Source organism: Desulfovermiculus halophilus DSM 18834 (genome assembly GCF_000620765.1).
In the GTDB taxonomy this organism is placed as follows: Bacteria; Desulfobacterota; Desulfovibrionia; order Desulfovibrionales; family Desulfothermaceae; genus Desulfovermiculus; species Desulfovermiculus halophilus.
Genome location: NZ_JIAK01000041.1, coordinates 1 through 15,660, shown reverse-complemented (window position 1 = coordinate 15,660; position 15,660 = coordinate 1). Strand labels below are relative to the sequence as shown.

Sequence of the window (15,660 nt, the reverse complement as noted above, 5' to 3'; positions counted from 1 at the left end):
CTGCCGTAAGCGTCGTCTTGCCGTGGTCTATATGGCCCACGGTCCCTATGTTCACGTGCGGCTTACTCCGGGCATACTTCTCTTTGGCCATACCTACCCCCTGCTTTTCTGAATTTTATCCGCCAGGCTCGCTGGAACGCGTTCATACTGATCAAACTGCATACTGAATGTGGCCCTCCCCTGGGTATATGACCGCAGATCAGTGGAGTACCCGAACATCTCCTTAAGGGGAACGCTGGCCCGGATGATTTGGGCCCCCATCCTGGGCTCCATCTTCTGCACCCTGCCCCGGCGGCCGTTGAGATCTCCCATCACGTCGCCTGTGTATTCATCCGGGGTGACGATCTCCACACTCATCACCGGCTCCAGAATGATCGGACCGGCCTGCATGCAGGCCTCTTTAATGGCCATGGACCCGGCAATATAAAAAGCCTGCTCTGAGGAATCCACTTCGTGCTGCGATCCGTCTACAAGGTTGACCTGCACGTCGATCACTGGATGGCCGGAGATGATCCCGTTCTTTAATGCATCCTTGATTCCGCGGTCAATAGCCGGGATATACTCCTTGGGGATCACGCCACCCACAATGGAGTTGGTAAAAACGTATCCAGTTCCTTCCTCCCCGGGCGAGACCTCTATAATACAGTGTCCGTACTGGCCGCGGCCCCCGGTCTGCTTAACGAACTTCTTGTCCACCCTGGTGGACTTGGTGATGGTCTCCCTGTACGCGACCTGAGGCTGTCCGATATTTGCATCAACTTTGAACTCGCGGACCAAGCGGTCCACAATGATCTCTATATGCAGCTCGCCCATCCCGGAAATGATGGTCTGGCCGGTCTCGTCATCAGTGCGGACCCGAAAAGAGGGATCCTCCTTGGACAGCTTCTGCAGGGCCTGGGACAATGCGTCCCTGTCCTGTTTGGTCTTCGGTTCAATGGCCACGTCAATGACCGGCTCCGGGAACTCCATGGTCTCCAGGATCACCGGGCGCTTGGGATCGCACAGCGAGTCTCCGGTTCCAACCTGCTTCAGACCGACTGCGGCCACGATATCCCCGGACCAGGCTTCCTTGATCTCTTCCCGCTTGTTGGAATGCATCTTCAAAAGCCGCCCGATGCGCTCCTTCCTTCCCGTGGCTGCATTAAGCACAGTCATTCCGCTCTCTATGTGACCGGAATAAATGCGCAAAAACGTCAAGTGCCCGACATAGGGATCGGTCATCAACTTGAAGGCCAATGAGCTCAAGGGAGCATCGTCTCGGCATTCGCAGGCTATATCTTCTCCCTCCGGGGTCTTGCCCTCGATGGGCGGCAGATCCTGCGGCGAAGGGATAAACTCGATGATTGCGTCCAGCAAAGGCTGAACACCTTTATTCTTGAAAGCAGACCCGCACATGACAGGGCAAATGCTCATGTTGCACACTGCTGTGCGCAGTCCCTTTTTTATTTCCTCCGGGGTGATCTCTTCCCCGGCAATGAACTTTTCCAGGAGCTCTTCATCTTCCTCGGCGATGGACTCGATGAGGTGGGTCCGCCACGAGTTCGTCGCCTCCTGCAGCTCGTCAGGTATATTTGCGGACAAGGTCTTCTTGCCCAGGCTCTGTTCGTCGAAATACAGGGCCTTGCCCTGGATGAGATCGACAACTCCCTTGAAGTCGGCTTCCCCGCCGATGGGTATCTGCAGGGGCACCGGCTTGGCCTTGAGCCGATCCCGGATCATGTCCACCACCCGAAAAAAATCGGCCCCAGTCCGGTCCATCTTGTTCACAAAGGCCATCCGGGGGACGTGGTACCTGTCCGCCTGGCGCCAGACCGTTTCCGACTGGGGTTCTACGCCGCCCACGGCGCAAAAAACTGCTACAGCCCCGTCCAAGACCCGGAGCGCACGCTCGACCTCGACAGTAAAGTCCACGTGCCCGGGAGTATCGATGATATTGATCCGGTAATCCTTCCAAAAGCAGGTCGTCGCGGCTGAGGTAATGGTTATCCCCCGCTCCTGCTCCTGGGACATGAAGTCCATAATGGCCTGTCCGTCGTGGACCTCGCCTATCTTATGCGATACACCGGTATAAAAGAGTATCCGTTCCGTGGTGGTGGTCTTTCCGGCATCAATATGGGCCATGAAGCCGATATTGCGCTGCTTGTTCAAAGGAATTGCTCGAGCCACTTCGTATCCTTATCCAAATAGTTGGGTGCAGAACATCCCTGCATTCAGTTGATGTCAATCCGGGCCGCCCGGGGTGTGGTCCTGGTCGGCGGCCTACCACCTGTAATGGGCAAAGGCCTTGTTGGCTTCAGCCATCCGGTGCGTGTCTTCCCGCTTTTTGATCGCCCCGCCGCGGTTATTATAGGCATCTATGAGCTCAGCGGTCATTCTGCGCACAATCCCCTTCTCACCGCGGCCCCTGGAGGCCTGGATCAGCCACCTGGTGGCCAGAACTTCCTGCCGTTCCGGCTTGACCTCCACGGGCACCTGATAGGTTGCGCCGCCGACCCGGCGGGACTTGACCTCTAAATGCGGCTTGACATTGTTCACCGCCTGCTCAAACGCCTTCAACCCATCTTCGCTGGTCTGGTTCCCAAGTTCGTCAATGGCTTGATACACAACGCGTTCTGCCAGACTCTTCTTTCCGTCCCGCATAACCCGATTCGTAAATTTGGCCACAAGCTTGCTCTGGAAGCGTGGATCGGGCAGCACTTGCCTCTTGGGCACAGGTCCTTTTCTGGGCATTGTCCATCTCTCCTGCGTATGCGCTATTTAGGCCGCTTGGCCCCGTATTTTGAACGGCTTTGCCGACGATCCTGCACGCCGGCGGTATCCAGTGAACCGCGGATCACAGTATACCGCACCCCGGGCAGGTCCTTAACACGCCCTCCGCGGACCAACACGACGGAGTGCTCCTGAAGATTGTGCCCCTCCCCTGGGATGTAGGAAGTGACCTCAATGCTGTTCGTCAACCGCACTCTGGCCACCTTGCGCAAGGCCGAGTTCGGTTTCTTCGGAGTGGTCGTGTACACCCGCACACACACCCCGCGTCTCTGGGGGCATTCCTGCAAAGCCGCCCGCTTCTTGGTGGCCACCACTTTTTTGCGCTGCTTATTTATAAGCTGGTTGATGGTCGGCATTGGTCCTCCATAATGACTATTCTCGAAAAGCTGAAACTTCTACTATATCCCCAGATCCCTGTCAATCTTCGGCATGCAAATTGCCCAGCTCATTGTTCCGGACCTGTGTGCCCCAAAAATGAGCTGGGGTTTCGACAGGTTACCCTTATTCCTTGCTTTGCTCCGGTTCCAGATGGTCGTAATTCAGCTCATCCAGGAAGCTCTCCGGCTTTTCCGGCTGCTCCGGAACCTGAATATCCAGATTCATGTACGGCCGAAACCCAGTCCCAGCAGGAATCACTCGTCCGACGATCACGTTCTCCTTCAGGCCCTGCAGAAAGTCAGTCTTGGACTGCATGGCCGCATCCGTAAGCACCTTGGTGGTTTCCTGGAAGGATGCGGCGGATATGAAGGAGTCAGTGCTCAATGAGGCCTGGGTAATACCCAGGACCAGCGGCTGGGCCGTGGCCGGCTTCAATCCCTGGCGGACGGCCTTGGTATTGCCTTCCATAAAAGCCAGTTTGTCCACCTGCTCGCCCAGGAGAAAACCGGTGTCACCGGGGTCCGTCACGCTGACCTTTTTCAGCATCTGACGGACTATGATCTCGATGTGCTTGTCATTGATGTGCACGCCCTGGAACCGGTACACATCCTGAACTTCATCCACCAGATACTTGGCCAGGTACTTCTCTCCCTTGATCTTGAGCAGATCGTGGAGCTCAGGCGAACCTTCGGTCAAGAACTCACCGGCCTCCACAAAATCCCCTTCCTGAACCGTGATGTGCTTGCCCTTGGGCACCAGGTACTCTTTGGGGTCACCAGCTTCCGGGCTGACGATGACTTTCCGCTTGCCTTTCACGTCCGGACCGAAGCTCACTGTCCCCTCGATCTCGGAAATCACGGCCAGATCCTTGGGCTTCCGGACCTCAAAGAGCTCCGCCACCCGGGGCAGACCGCCGACAATATCCTTGATCTTGGCGCTTTCCCGCGGCTTCCGGGCCAGAACATCCCCGGCGTGAACCACATCTCCGTCCTTGACCATGAGAATGGCCCCCACCGGAAGGTGGTAGATGGCTTCTGTGGCGGTCCCGGGATGGGTGAGTACGTTGCCCTGTTCATCGCACAGGGACAGACTGGGACGATAGTTGGTCGATCTGTATTCGATGATGGTTTTGGTGGCCCGGTTCGTGGTTTCATCCACCTTTTCCTGATAGGTCTTGCCTTCGACGATATCCGCAAAGCGAACCACACCGGAGACATTGGTCACGAACGGCTCCTGAAAGGGGTCCCATTCGGCAAGGACCGTGTTTTTCTCCACCGTGTCCCCGGCCTGGACATAGAGCCTGGCTCCGGCCGGCAGGGTATATCGTTCCCGCTCCCTGCCCTGGTTGTCCACAATGCCGATCTGTCCGTTGCGGCCCATGACCATGAGCTGATCATCCTTGTTCTTCACCGTGCGCACCCCGCTGAGGGTGATCTGGCCCGGATATCCGGCCACGATGGAGGACTGTTCGATCTCCTTGGATGCCGTTCCCCCGATATGGAAGGTCCGCATGGTCAGCTGGGTTCCGGGCTCCCCGATGGATTGGGCGGCGATGATCCCCACGGACTCCCCGACATTGATCAGGTGTCCCCGGGCCAGGTCCCGGCCGTAGCAGTACGCGCAGACCCCATGCCTGCTCTGGCAGGTGAGCACCGAACGAATGACCACCGAATGCACCCCGGCATCCTCAATCCGCCGGGCTGTCTGTTCGTCGATCAAGGTATTGGCCGCCACCAGGAGCTCTTCACTCTCCGGGTGATAGACATCGAACATGGCCAGCCGGCCCAATATCCTTTCGGTCAGGGTTTCCTGCTGCTCTCCCGGGACATTTGGCCTGGTGATCTCAATCCCGTCCACTGTGCCGCAGTCCAGCTCGGTGACAATGACATCCTGAACCACGTCCACCAGGCGGCGGGTCAAGTATCCGGAGTTCGCCGTCTTTAAGGCCGTATCTGCCAATCCCTTCCGTGCCCCGTGGGTGGAGGTAAAGTACTCCAGAACACTGAGCCCTTCCCGAAACGAGGAGGTAATCGGGGTTTCGATGATCTCTCCAGAGGGCTTGGCCATCAGCCCGCGCATTCCGGCCAGCTGGCGCATCTGGTCCGCATTTCCCCGGGATCCGGAGGTGCTCATCATGAAGATGGGGTTAAAGCTCTCTTCCCGCACCGACTCCCCGGTTTCGGAGTTGACCACCGTATCCTGGGAAATTTCCTGCATCATGGCCTTGGCCACATCATTGGTGGTCTTGGTCCATACGTCGACCACCTTGTTGTACCGCTCAGTCCGGGTGATGATCCCTTCCTGGTGCTGGGTATGTATCGCCTCCGCCTCAGCCTGGGCCTCGCTCAAGAGCCTTTTCTTCTCCTCCGGGACCTGCAGGTCCTGTACGGAAATGGTCAGCCCGGCCTGGGTCGAGTACTCAAATCCCAAGTCCTTGAGCCTGTCGCTTAAGATGACCGTGGCCTTGGTCCCGGCAAATTGATAGGCTTGGGCCACCAGACGCCCGATGGCCTTCTTGTTCAAGACCGTATTCACCAGTTCAAAGGGGACCCCCTCGGGCAGAATCTGACCGATGATGATCCTGCCGGCCGAGGTATCCACCAAGCGACCGTCCATCCGGACCTTGATCCTGGCGTGCAGGGTTACCACCCCGGCGTCATAAGCGGATATGACCTCGTCCGGGGAGGCGAACGCCTTGCCTTCGCCAGGTTCAAAGGACCTGGTCAGGGTCAAGTAGTACAGTCCGAGAACGATATCCTGGGAAGGTAGAATCACCGGATCACCGTTGGCCGGTGACAGGATGTTGTTCGTGGACATCATAAGCACCCGGCATTCGATCCGGGCCTCCACGGACAGAGGCACGTGCACGGCCATCTGGTCCCCGTCGAAGTCGGCGTTATACGGAGCGCAGACCAGGGGGTGGAGCTGAATGGCCTTGCCCTCGACCAGTATGGGCTCAAAGGCCTGAATCCCCAGGCGGTGCAGAGTCGGGGCCCGGTTCAGGAGGATGGGATACTCTTGGACCACCTCCTCCAGCATGTCCCAGACCACAACGTCTTCCCGCTCCACCATCCGTTTGGCGCCCTTGATCGTGCTGGCGTAGCCCTGTTCCTCCAGCTTGGAATAGATGAACGGCTTGAACAGCTCCAGGGCCATCTTTTTGGGCAGCCCGCACTGGTGCAGCTTGAGCTTGGGACCGACAACAATCACCGACCGGCCGGAGTAGTCCACCCGTTTGCCCAGGAGGTTCTGCCGAAACCGTCCCTGTTTGCCCTTGATCATATCGCTTAAGGACTTCAGTGGCCGCCCGTTCGTCCCGGATATGGCCTTTCCCCGCCGGCCGTTGTCCAGCAGGGCGTCCACCGCCTCCTGAAGCATGCGCTTTTCATTGCGGATTATGATGTCCGGAGCACCGAGCTCCAGGAGCCTCTTGAGCCGGTTGTTCCGGTTGATCACCCGGCGGTAGAGGTCATTGAGGTCCGAGGTGGCAAACCTTCCCCCATCAAGAGGAACCAGCGGCCGAAGTTCGGGAGGGATGACCGGGATGACTTCCAGGATCATCCATTCCGGGCGGTTCCCGGACTCCAAAAAGGCCTCCACAATCTTCAGTCGCTTGGAAAGCTTTTTCTTCTTGGCCTGGGACCGGGTGGCCATGGACTCGTTCTTCAGATCAGTCCGCAGCTGGTCCAGATCCAAACCCTCCAAAAGCTCCTTGATGGCTTCAGCGCCCATTCCCACCCGGAAGGCCTGCTCTCCGTAGGCCTCGACCAGCTGCACATGCTGGTCTTCATTCAAGAGCTGGTATTTCTTCAGCGTGGTTTGTTTGGGGTCCAGGACAATGTAGGAGTCGAAATAGAGCACCTTTTCCACATCCGCCATAGTCATATCCAGCAGACTGGCGATCTTGGAGGGCATACTCTTTAAGAACCAGATATGGGCGACCGGGGCGGCAAGCTCGATATGGGCCATCCGATCTCTGCGCACCTTGGAGGCAATAACCTCCACCCCGCATTTTTCACAGACGATGCCCCTGTGCTTCATCCGCTTGTACTTGCCGCAGTTGCACTCATAGTCTTTGACCGGACCGAAGATCTTGGCGCAGAACAGTCCGTCCCGTTCCGGCTTGAACGTTCGGTAATTAATTGTCTCCGGTTTTTTGACTTCCCCGAAAGACCATTCGCGAATGGTCTCCGGCGAGGCCATGGAAACCTGAATCCCCTTCAGGTTTTGACTTTTGATCTGACTATCCCCCGAACCGTGCATGGTAAACAGGTCGTCGAGTGTCATGTGTACCATCACCCCTTGACTTACATAATATAATTGAGCCCGCAGTCAGCAGGGCCGGAACAAGCATCCGTTATTTTTTCTTTTTCTTGTCTTCGCTGATCAGGGTCACATCCAATCCCAGAGCCATGAGCTCCTTGACCAGGACATTGAAGGACTCCGGCATTGCTGTCGTCAAGTAGTTCTCTCCCTTGACGATGTTCTCGTACATCTTGACTCGGCCATGTACGTCATCAGACTTGACCGTCAAGAACTCCTGCAGGAGATACGCGGCGCCGTAAGCCTCCAGGGCCCAGACCTCCATCTCTCCCAGCCGCTGACCGCCGAATTGGGCCTTGCCGCCCAATGGCTGCTGGGTGACCAGGGAATAGGGGCCGGTGGAACGGGCATGGATCTTCTCATCTACCAGATGATGCAGCTTGAGCATATACATATATCCCACGGTCACCGGATTATGGAACTTTTCTCCGGTCCTCCCGTCAAAGAGGGTTGCCTTGCCGCTCGTGGGCAATCCGGCCTTGTCCAGCATGGCCCAGATCTCTTCTTCGTGGGCTCCGTCAAACACCGGGGTTCGGGTGTATATCCCCTTGCGCAGGCCCCGGACCGCTTCAGTGAGCTCCTGGTCGCTCATCTCATCGACCATGGAGGCTATCTCTTTGGTCTGAAAGACCTCTTTGACCTCGTCCCGCAATTTCTCCGTCGGGACTTGGGCCGAGGCCATGTCCGCAAGCTGCCGGCCCAGCTCCTTGGCCGCCCACCCCAGATGGGTCTCCATGATCTGTCCAATGTTCATCCGGGACGGCACACCCAAGGGATTGAGCACAATGTCCACCGGAGTGCCGTTTTCAAAAAAGGGCATGTCCTCCTCCGGCAGGATGCAGGATACAACCCCCTTGTTTCCGTGCCTTCCGGCCATTTTGTCTCCGACATTGAGCTTGCGCTTGATGGCCACATAGACCTTGACCATCTTGATCACGCCCGGGGGCATGTCATCGCCTTCGGTCAGCTTTTCCCGCTTCCGTTCGTAGGTGTCCTTGATGAACTGCAGCTCGCTCTCATAGCTGCCCAGAAGCTCTTCTACCGCCTCATTCACGTCCTTGTTCACGAACGCCTGGCGCATCTTTTTCACCGGAAGCGTGACAAACTGCTCATACCGCAGGGGTTTGTTTGCTTCGGCCAGCACGTCTCCCTTGTCCGAACCCATTATGGACTTGGCCAGACTCTTGCCCTCCACCACATCCCAGATCCGCTCGCGTATCGACTCGGTCAAGCCGTTGACATGCATCTGCTCCTTGCGGTCCAGGGTATGCAGGTCGTGATCTTCAATCTCCTTGGTACGATCATCCTTCTCTGCGGACCGGCGATTAAACACCCGGACATCCAGAACGGTCCCGTCGATCCCCGGCGGGACCTTCAAAGAGGTGTTTTTGACGTCCCGGGCCTTGTCCCCGAATATGGCCCGCAAAAGGCGCTCTTCCGGGGTCAGCTGGGTCTCGCCCTTGGGGGTGATCTTGCCCACCAGGATATCGTCCTGCTTGATCTTGGCTCCAATCCGGACAATACCGCTTTCATCCAGATTGCGGAGCATCTCCTCGCTTACATTGGGGATGTCCCGGGTGATTTCCTCCGGTCCGAGCTTTGTGTCCCGGGCCAGGACCTCAAACTCCTCAATGTGCACCGAGGTGAACACGTCCTCCTTCACGCAGCGCTCGGATATCAGAATCGCATCCTCAAAGTTATAGCCGCACCAGGGCATAAAGGCCACAATCAGATTCTTGCCCAGGGCCAGCTCCCCGTCTTTAGTGCACGGGCCATCTGCCAGGATGTCCCCGGTGGAAACCCTTTGCCCCATGCTCACCCGGGGGGTCTGTCCGAAGCAACTGTTTTGGTTCGATTTATGATACTTCTGGAGTTCATAGACCTGGACGTTCCCGGACTTAGGAGCAACGCCGCCACTGTAGGCCACAACAATATGCTTGGCGTCCACGTAATTCACGACCCCGTCTGCCTCGGCCAGAATGCAGTTTCCGGAGTCCTGGGCCACCTTTGCCTCCATACCAGTCCCCACCAAGGGGGGATCGCTCTGGAGCAGCGGTACGGCCTGGCGCTGCATGTTGGACCCCATCAGGGCCCGGTTGGCGTCGTCATGTTCCAGGAAGGGGATCAGGGCCGCTGAAACAGAAACGATCTGACTGGGCGCAATATCCATGAGGGATATGCGTTCCTTGGGCACCAGGGCGAACTCCCCTCCTTCCCGGGCTGCGACCTGATCACTGGCAAACCCGTTGTGCTCATCCAGCTGGGCGTTGGCCTGGGCTATGATCTCCGAGCCTTCCCCGGAGGCGTCCTTGTAGACGATCTCGTCCAGCACCCGGCCCTCCTTGGCTACCCGGTACGGAGTTTCGATAAACCCGAATTTGTTCACCTGGGCATAGGTGGTCAAGGAGACAATCAGCCCGATATTTGGTCCTTCCGGGGTCTCAATCGGACAGATCCGACCGTAGTGGCTGGGATGGACGTCCCGGACCTCAAAACCGGCCCGCTCCCTGGTCAGCCCGCCTGGTCCGAGGGCGGAGAGCCTGCGCTTATGGGTCACCTCGGACAGGGGATTGGTCTGATCCATGAACTGGGACAGCTGCGAGGTGCCAAAAAACTCCTTGACCACGGCAGTGACCGGCTTGGGATTGATCAGGTCATGGGGCATCAGGGTGGCCACTTCCTGCTGGGTCATCCGCTCTTTGATCGCCCGCTCCATGCGCACCAGCCCGATTCTGTACTGGTTCTCCACCAGCTCTCCCACCGGTCGTACCCTGCGGTTCCCCAAATGGTCGATATCATCCGCAGGTCCGTGGGATTCTTTGAGATAGACCAGCTGCTTAATGGCCAGCAGGATATCTTCGTTGCTCAGCACTCGCTCATCCAGGGGCTTCTCCAAGCCCAGGCGATGGTTGAGCTTGTACCGGCCTACCGGGGAAAGGTCATAGTAATCCGGATTCCGAAAGATGTTTTCAAAAAAGGATTCCGCGACCTCCGGGGTTGGAGGAGAGCTCGGACGCAGGCGGCGGTAAATCTCGATCTGAGCCGACTGGGTGTCTGTGGTCTTGTCCAGCTCAAGCGTGTCCCGGATGCAGGTGGACACCTCCAGCCCCTGGGTATGCAAGACATCTATGCTCTGATGCTCATATTTAGCCAGAAGATCGACCAGCTCAGGAGTTACCGGGTCCCCGGTCTCAGCAAGCAGTTCGCCGGTATCCGGATCAACCACGTCCTGGGCCAGGTATTCCGACAGCAGGGTATGCGGATCTACTTCCAGCCTGGAAATGTTGCTCTTTAGAATTCGTTTCCAGGTGCCCCGGGTAATTTCCTTGCCCGCAGCAACTAAATGCTTGCCCTCTGCGTTATAAATATCTGTGAATGCACTTTCCCTGCGCAGGAGATTGGGATCCAGCCTGCGATAAACCTTGTCCCCTTCCAGATCGTAGGTTTCAGTATGATAGAAGTAATGAAGGATCTCCTCTTTGGTCAGCCCCATTGCCTTAAGCAGGATGGTCACCGGCATCTTTCGCCGCCGGTCAATGCGGACATAGAGAATGTCCTTATGGTCAAAGTCAAAATCAAGCCACGAGCCGCGCATGGGGATAACCCGGCAGCTGTAGAGAACCTTGCGGCTCACATGGGTCTTGCCGGAATCATGGTCAAATAGAATTCCTGGAGAGCGCTGCAACTGATTGACGATAACCCGTTCAGTCCCGTTGATGATGAAGGTCGCTTTTTCAGTCATCAAGGGAATGTTTCCAAAGTATATGTCCTGTTCCTTGATATCCCGAATGCTTCGAGTGTCTGTCTCTTCATCGACATCATAGACAATGAGCCGCACTTTGAGCCGGATGGGAACCTCGTAACTCAGCCCTTTGGCCAGACATTCTTCCTTATCGTATTTCGGCTCTCCCACCTCGTAGCTGACATATTCAAGGGTCGCAGTCTGATAAAAGTCTTCGATGGGAAAGACAGAGCGAAACGCCCCTTCCAGCCCTGTATCTTCTCGGCTGGCCGGAGGCACGTCGGATTGCAGAAAATCATCAAAGGACTCCACCTGCAGACGCATAAGGTGCGGTATGTCCAAAACCCGGCCTATTCGGCCAAATCTTTTTACCAATTGAGTCATTTCGTCCCCTTGTTGGCTCATTTTTACGATTGACGAAGTCTGCGTAAATTTTGTATAGTGGGACCAAGAAGATAGACTAAGAAACAGTCTTTGTCGTTACAAAAAGGAAAACCCATTATACGTTGCGCTCTGCATCTCAGCATACCGCACAGGCCAACTGATCCAATCATCTGCTGAACCTGTACGGGCATCATGCATCATCTGCCACTATCACCTGGCTGAGCCGGACTAGCAGCATAAATGCGTGCGTGTTACGCACTAGCAATAAGAATGTTGTGGCAATTAAGGATATACAGTATTTCGCACCGCTACATTCGCCGGACTTGTGCAGCGTAACAGGAGGGCTCGCAAGAAAAACATCGACAAGAACAAAGAACACGCCTTCTTCAAGAAGGCGTGTTCTTTGCCGAACATCATGAAGAAAATCCGCTTGATGCGCAGGTAACTATTTGAGTTCGACTTTAGCCCCAGCTTCTTCCAGCTGCTTCTTGATATCGTTTGCATCGTCCTTTGCAGCCGCCTCTTTGACTGTGGACGGCAGCTCATCCACCTTGGCCTTGGCTTCCTTCAAGCCCAGCCCGGTAATAGCCCGCAGGGCCTTGATCACCCCTATCTTATTGCTGCCAACCTCGGTCAGGACGACTTCAAATTCCGTCTTTTCCTCTTCTTCCTCAGCAGCGCCGCCCTCGGCTGCCGCACCAGGGGCACCGGCAACTGCGGCTACCGGTGCTGCAGCGGACACACCGAACTTCTCTTCCAGTTCCTTGATAAACTCAGAAAGCTCAAGCACGGTCATATTGGAAATAAAATCGACAACTTGTTCCTTGGTTACTTCAGACATCGAATCCTCCTTGATTCCTTGCATGGCTTTGGCTGTTAGGCCTGATCTTGTTCCTTTTGTTCCTTAATTCCGTTCAGGGCATAGAGCATATTGCGCAGCAGGTTGCCGAACAGACCAACGAAGTTTCCGGGCACCGCATTCATTGTGCCCAGCATCTTGGCCAACAGCTCTTCCCGCCCGGGCAGCTTGGACAGCTCTTCTATGTCCTCGGCGGTCAAGGTCTTTCCGGCATAGCTGGCAAAGCGCAAGGAAAACTTCTTATTTTCCTTTGCGAACTTGGAAAGCACTTTAGCCGCTACCACAGGATCATCGTAGCCCAGGGCCAGGGCACAGCAATCCTTGAACTCGTCCTTGATCACTGCATGGGGTGTCTCTTCCAGGGCCAGCCGGGCCAGGGTGTTCTTCACTACCTGGTAGTGAACCCCCTCTTGGCGCAACCGTGTCCGCAGGGTCTCCATCTCCTCGACTTTCAGCCCCCGAAAGTCGGTGACCAAGGCGATGCTGGCCTGATTGACCCGCTCATTCAGCTGATCTATGACCTGTTTCTTTTCCGTCCTGTTCACTCTTACCTCCACTGACTAAGGAACAGAGCCAAAGCCGGTCTCGGCAGGAAATTAAGGCTACGCCACCTGCTGTCTTTGACTCCTAATCCCGGTTGAGGATAATCACTCAAGAAACTTGCGTATGGAGTTGGGATCAATCTTCACTCCAGGCCCCATTGTCGTGGACAGGGCCAGGGCTCGAAAGTAGGTCCCCTTTGCCGAGCTCGGCTTGGCCTTATGCAAAGAGTCCAGGAGAATACGTAAATTGTCCTGTATCTTTTCCGGACCAAAGGAAACTTTCCCTAATGGGGCATGGACCACCCCTGCTTTGTCCACCTTAAACTCAACTTTTCCAGCCTTTAATTCCGAGATCGCCTTCCCGAGATCGAATGTCACCGTCCCGGTCTTTGCATTGGGCATCATCCCCCGTGGGCCCAGGATTCGCCCGATCTTGCCCACCACAGACATCATATCCGGAGTGGCGACGGCCTTGTCGAATTCCAGCCAGCCTTCCTGGATCTTCTTAACCAGATCCTCACCACCAACGGCATCTGCACCGGCTTCCCGGGCCTCCTCTTCTTTCTCACCCTTGCAGAAGGCGATGACCCGGATTTGCTTCCCCAGGCCATGAGGCAGGCTTACGCCACCTCGGACCATTTGGTCCGAATGCTTGGGATTCACGCCAAGACAAACGGCAACGTCGACGCTCTCGTCAAATTTGGCATACGCCGATTGCAAAGCCAGATCTATCCCTTCTTCCATGGGATACCGGCTCTGCCTGTCGATGAGCTTTTGGGACGTGTTATATTTTTTCCCATGTTTTGGCATCGTATATCTCCAGCTATTTTGCTACGTCTAATCCCATGCTCCGGGCAGTGCCGAGAATGGTTTGCACAGCTGAATCCAAATCTGTTGCATTCAAATCCGGCATCTTGAGTTGGGCTATTTCCTGGACACTCTCCATGCTCACGGTACCAACCTTATCCGCATGTGGTTCGCTGGAGCCTTTGTCCACTTTTGCAGCCTTTTTCAAAAGCACAGCTGCCGGAGGCGTCTTGGTGATAAAGCTGAAGGAACGGTCCCCGAAGACCGTGATCACAACAGGGATTATCATCCCTTTCTGGTCCTGAGTCTTCGCGTTAAATGCCTTGCAGAACTCCATAATATTTACGCCGTGCTGCCCCAGGGCCGGCCCGACAGGCGGCGATGGGTTGGCTGATCCGGCTGGTATCTGGAGTTTTATCTTTGCCAGTATTTTCTTGGCCATGAGCTCGTCCTCTCTCCCCTTACTGTGACTTCCTACTTGGAGTGTCCATCCCTACAGATCGGAGCAGATGCACTCACAAGGGCAAAAACCGGTTTCTTATTGTGCCATTTCCCACGGGCCCTGCTGAGGTATATTCAGTTCCGAGCCACTAGGCCGGAAGTACAAATGATACGAGCCAAGGGCCTGAAGCCGGATCACTCCAAACCATTGGCTCGTTCCCGGTCGTATCTACTGGCTCTTGGTAACTTGAACAAAATCGAGTTCAACCGGCGTATTTCGGCCAAATATAGACACAGAAACCTTCAGCTTTCCCTTGTCGAAATTCACTTCTTCCACGTAGGCATCAAAATTTGCGAACGGTCCATCGATGACCTGAACCTTATCCCCGGGGTTAAAGCTGAACTTCGGCCTGGCCTGATCCTTTCGAGACTCTATGGTCTCCAGAAGGCGACTGGCTTCTGCATCGCTCAACGGAATGGGCTTTTCCTTATCTCCAATAAAGCCTGACACCCGCGGAACACTTTGGATCAAATGCCAGGACTGGTCCGTCAGTTTCATCTTGACCAGGACATAGCCGGGATAGAACTTGCGGGTCGTTGTTTTCTTCTGGCCTTTGACCATTTCAACAACTTTTTCCGTAGGAACGATCGCTTCTTCGATAAGCCCGTGCACTTTATTCTTGCGGATAAGCTCCTGAAGTGTCTTTTCCACCCTTTGCTCATACCCGGACAAGGTCTGAACGATGTACCAGCGTGTCTTTTCCCCGTTCGTGTTCATGTCCATGGCCTACGGCAGAATCACTTCAATTATTTTGGACAAGGCAATATCCACAATGCCCAGAAACGCTGCAATCAAGCACACCAGAAACAAAACGGATCCGCACGTAGCAAGCGTCTGTTTTTGGCTCGGATAGGTGACCTTTTTCATCTCCATCTTCGACTGTTCGAAGAACTCGCGAAATCTGTCCACCTTGTCCTTGAGTCCTGACTTGGCCTCAACGTCCGGCTGTCTTTTTTTGGCTTTATTTTTGGCCATAAGAATCTTTGGCAGGCCAGGAGGGATTCGAACCCCCAGCCTCCGGATTTGGAGTCCGATGCTCTACCAATTCGAGCTACTGGCCTGCACCAATGCTTGTGGCTAAGCGGCCGGAGTCCAGCCGCTCGGCCATTATTTTCCCTCTTTGTGCGGCAGATGCCGTCCACAAAAAGGGCAATACTTTTTCAATTCAACCTTCGACGGAGTATTCTTTTTATTCTTAAACGTCGAATAGTTTTTCCGCTGGCACTCTGAGCACCGAAGCTGAATCTTAACACGCATAGCTACTCCACTATCTCAGAGACCACACCGGCTCCAACGGTTCGCCCGCCTTCGCGGATGGCGAAGCGCAGACCGTGCTCCATCGCTATCGGTACGA

14 protein-coding genes and 1 tRNA gene are annotated in these 15,660 nt (G+C 55.6%); all 15 read right to left on the bottom strand.

The window, feature by feature from the left end; all coding sequences use genetic code 11:
• On the bottom strand, positions 1-91 hold a 91-nt coding region (locus N902_RS19460; RefSeq protein ID WP_208596334.1), incomplete at its 3' end, for a GTP-binding protein.
• A gap of 2 nt (positions 92-93) precedes the next feature.
• Positions 94-2,166, bottom strand: coding sequence for an elongation factor G (fusA, locus tag N902_RS0113635; protein ID WP_027371362.1), 2,073 nt, complete (start codon positions 2,164-2,166; stop codon positions 94-96).
• A 93-nt stretch (positions 2,167-2,259) separates the two neighbouring features.
• Positions 2,260-2,730 carry a 30S ribosomal protein S7 gene (gene rpsG, locus N902_RS0113630; RefSeq protein ID WP_027371361.1) on the bottom strand — a complete coding sequence of 157 codons (471 nt, stop codon included), beginning with the start codon at positions 2,728-2,730 and terminating at the stop codon, positions 2,260-2,262.
• Between the two features lie 23 nt (positions 2,731-2,753).
• Positions 2,754-3,125, bottom strand: coding sequence for a 30S ribosomal protein S12 (gene rpsL / locus N902_RS0113625; RefSeq protein ID WP_027371360.1), 372 nt, complete (start codon positions 3,123-3,125; stop codon positions 2,754-2,756).
• Positions 3,126-3,270: 145 nt separating this feature from the next.
• A complete protein-coding gene (gene rpoC / locus N902_RS0113620; protein ID WP_027371359.1) occupies positions 3,271-7,434 on the bottom strand; it encodes a DNA-directed RNA polymerase subunit beta' in 4,164 nt (1,387 codons plus the stop codon).
• 70 nt (positions 7,435-7,504) lie between these two features.
• Complete coding sequence (gene rpoB, locus N902_RS0113615; protein WP_027371358.1) at positions 7,505-11,596, bottom strand: DNA-directed RNA polymerase subunit beta; 4,092 nt, start codon at positions 11,594-11,596, stop codon at positions 7,505-7,507.
• 445 nt (positions 11,597-12,041) lie between these two features.
• The gene (gene rplL, locus N902_RS0113605) at positions 12,042-12,437 is read right to left on the bottom strand and encodes a 50S ribosomal protein L7/L12 (RefSeq protein ID WP_027371357.1); all 396 of its coding nucleotides are present in this window, start codon (positions 12,435-12,437) and stop codon (positions 12,042-12,044) included.
• A gap of 35 nt (positions 12,438-12,472) precedes the next feature.
• Positions 12,473-13,000, bottom strand: a complete 528-nt coding sequence (rplJ, locus tag N902_RS0113600; protein ID WP_027371356.1) for a 50S ribosomal protein L10 — start codon at positions 12,998-13,000, stop codon at positions 12,473-12,475.
• A 102-nt stretch (positions 13,001-13,102) separates the two neighbouring features.
• Complete coding sequence (gene rplA, locus N902_RS0113595; RefSeq protein WP_027371355.1) at positions 13,103-13,807, bottom strand: 50S ribosomal protein L1; 705 nt, start codon at positions 13,805-13,807, stop codon at positions 13,103-13,105.
• Positions 13,808-13,820: 13 nt separating this feature from the next.
• Positions 13,821-14,246 (bottom strand): 50S ribosomal protein L11, encoded by a 426-nt coding sequence (gene rplK, locus N902_RS0113590; protein ID WP_027371354.1) that lies wholly within the window; start codon positions 14,244-14,246, stop codon positions 13,821-13,823.
• A 228-nt stretch (positions 14,247-14,474) separates the two neighbouring features.
• Positions 14,475-15,023: a transcription termination/antitermination protein NusG gene (gene nusG, locus N902_RS0113585; protein WP_027371353.1), complete on the bottom strand. Its 549-nt coding sequence runs from the start codon at positions 15,021-15,023 to the stop codon at positions 14,475-14,477.
• A 9-nt stretch (positions 15,024-15,032) separates the two neighbouring features.
• Positions 15,033-15,281 (bottom strand): preprotein translocase subunit SecE, encoded by a 249-nt coding sequence (gene secE, locus N902_RS0113580; RefSeq protein WP_027371352.1) that lies wholly within the window; start codon positions 15,279-15,281, stop codon positions 15,033-15,035.
• 9 nt (positions 15,282-15,290) lie between these two features.
• Positions 15,291-15,367: transfer RNA gene (locus tag N902_RS0113575), tRNA-Trp, on the bottom strand.
• A 46-nt stretch (positions 15,368-15,413) separates the two neighbouring features.
• The gene (rpmG, locus tag N902_RS19455) at positions 15,414-15,563 is read right to left on the bottom strand and encodes a 50S ribosomal protein L33 (RefSeq protein ID WP_084288407.1); all 150 of its coding nucleotides are present in this window, start codon (positions 15,561-15,563) and stop codon (positions 15,414-15,416) included.
• Between the two features lie 2 nt (positions 15,564-15,565).
• Positions 15,566-15,660 (bottom strand): EF-Tu C-terminal domain-related protein (locus tag N902_RS19450; protein ID WP_153304230.1); only part of this gene is annotated, 95 nt, incomplete at its 5' end.

Excerpts from the sequence above, each read along its gene's own strand:
- rpsG (WP_027371361.1), bottom strand. The coding sequence starts at position 2,730 with ATGCCCAGAAAAGGACCTGTGCCCAAGAGGCAAGTGCTGCCCGATCCA.
- rpsL (WP_027371360.1), bottom strand. The coding sequence starts at position 3,125 with ATGCCGACCATCAACCAGCTTATAAATAAGCAGCGCAAAAAAGTGGTG.
- rpoC (WP_027371359.1), bottom strand. The coding sequence starts at position 7,434 with ATGACACTCGACGACCTGTTTACCATGCACGGTTCGGGGGATAGTCAG.
- rpoB (WP_027371358.1), bottom strand. The coding sequence starts at position 11,596 with ATGACTCAATTGGTAAAAAGATTTGGCCGAATAGGCCGGGTTTTGGAC.
- rplL (WP_027371357.1), bottom strand. The coding sequence starts at position 12,437 with ATGTCTGAAGTAACCAAGGAACAAGTTGTCGATTTTATTTCCAATATG.
- rplA (WP_027371355.1), bottom strand. The coding sequence starts at position 13,807 with ATGCCAAAACATGGGAAAAAATATAACACGTCCCAAAAGCTCATCGAC.
- rplK (WP_027371354.1), bottom strand. The coding sequence starts at position 14,246 with ATGGCCAAGAAAATACTGGCAAAGATAAAACTCCAGATACCAGCCGGA.
- nusG (WP_027371353.1), bottom strand. The coding sequence starts at position 15,023 with ATGAACACGAACGGGGAAAAGACACGCTGGTACATCGTTCAGACCTTG.
- secE (WP_027371352.1), bottom strand. The coding sequence starts at position 15,281 with ATGGCCAAAAATAAAGCCAAAAAAAGACAGCCGGACGTTGAGGCCAAG.
- rpmG (WP_084288407.1), bottom strand. The coding sequence starts at position 15,563 with ATGCGTGTTAAGATTCAGCTTCGGTGCTCAGAGTGCCAGCGGAAAAAC.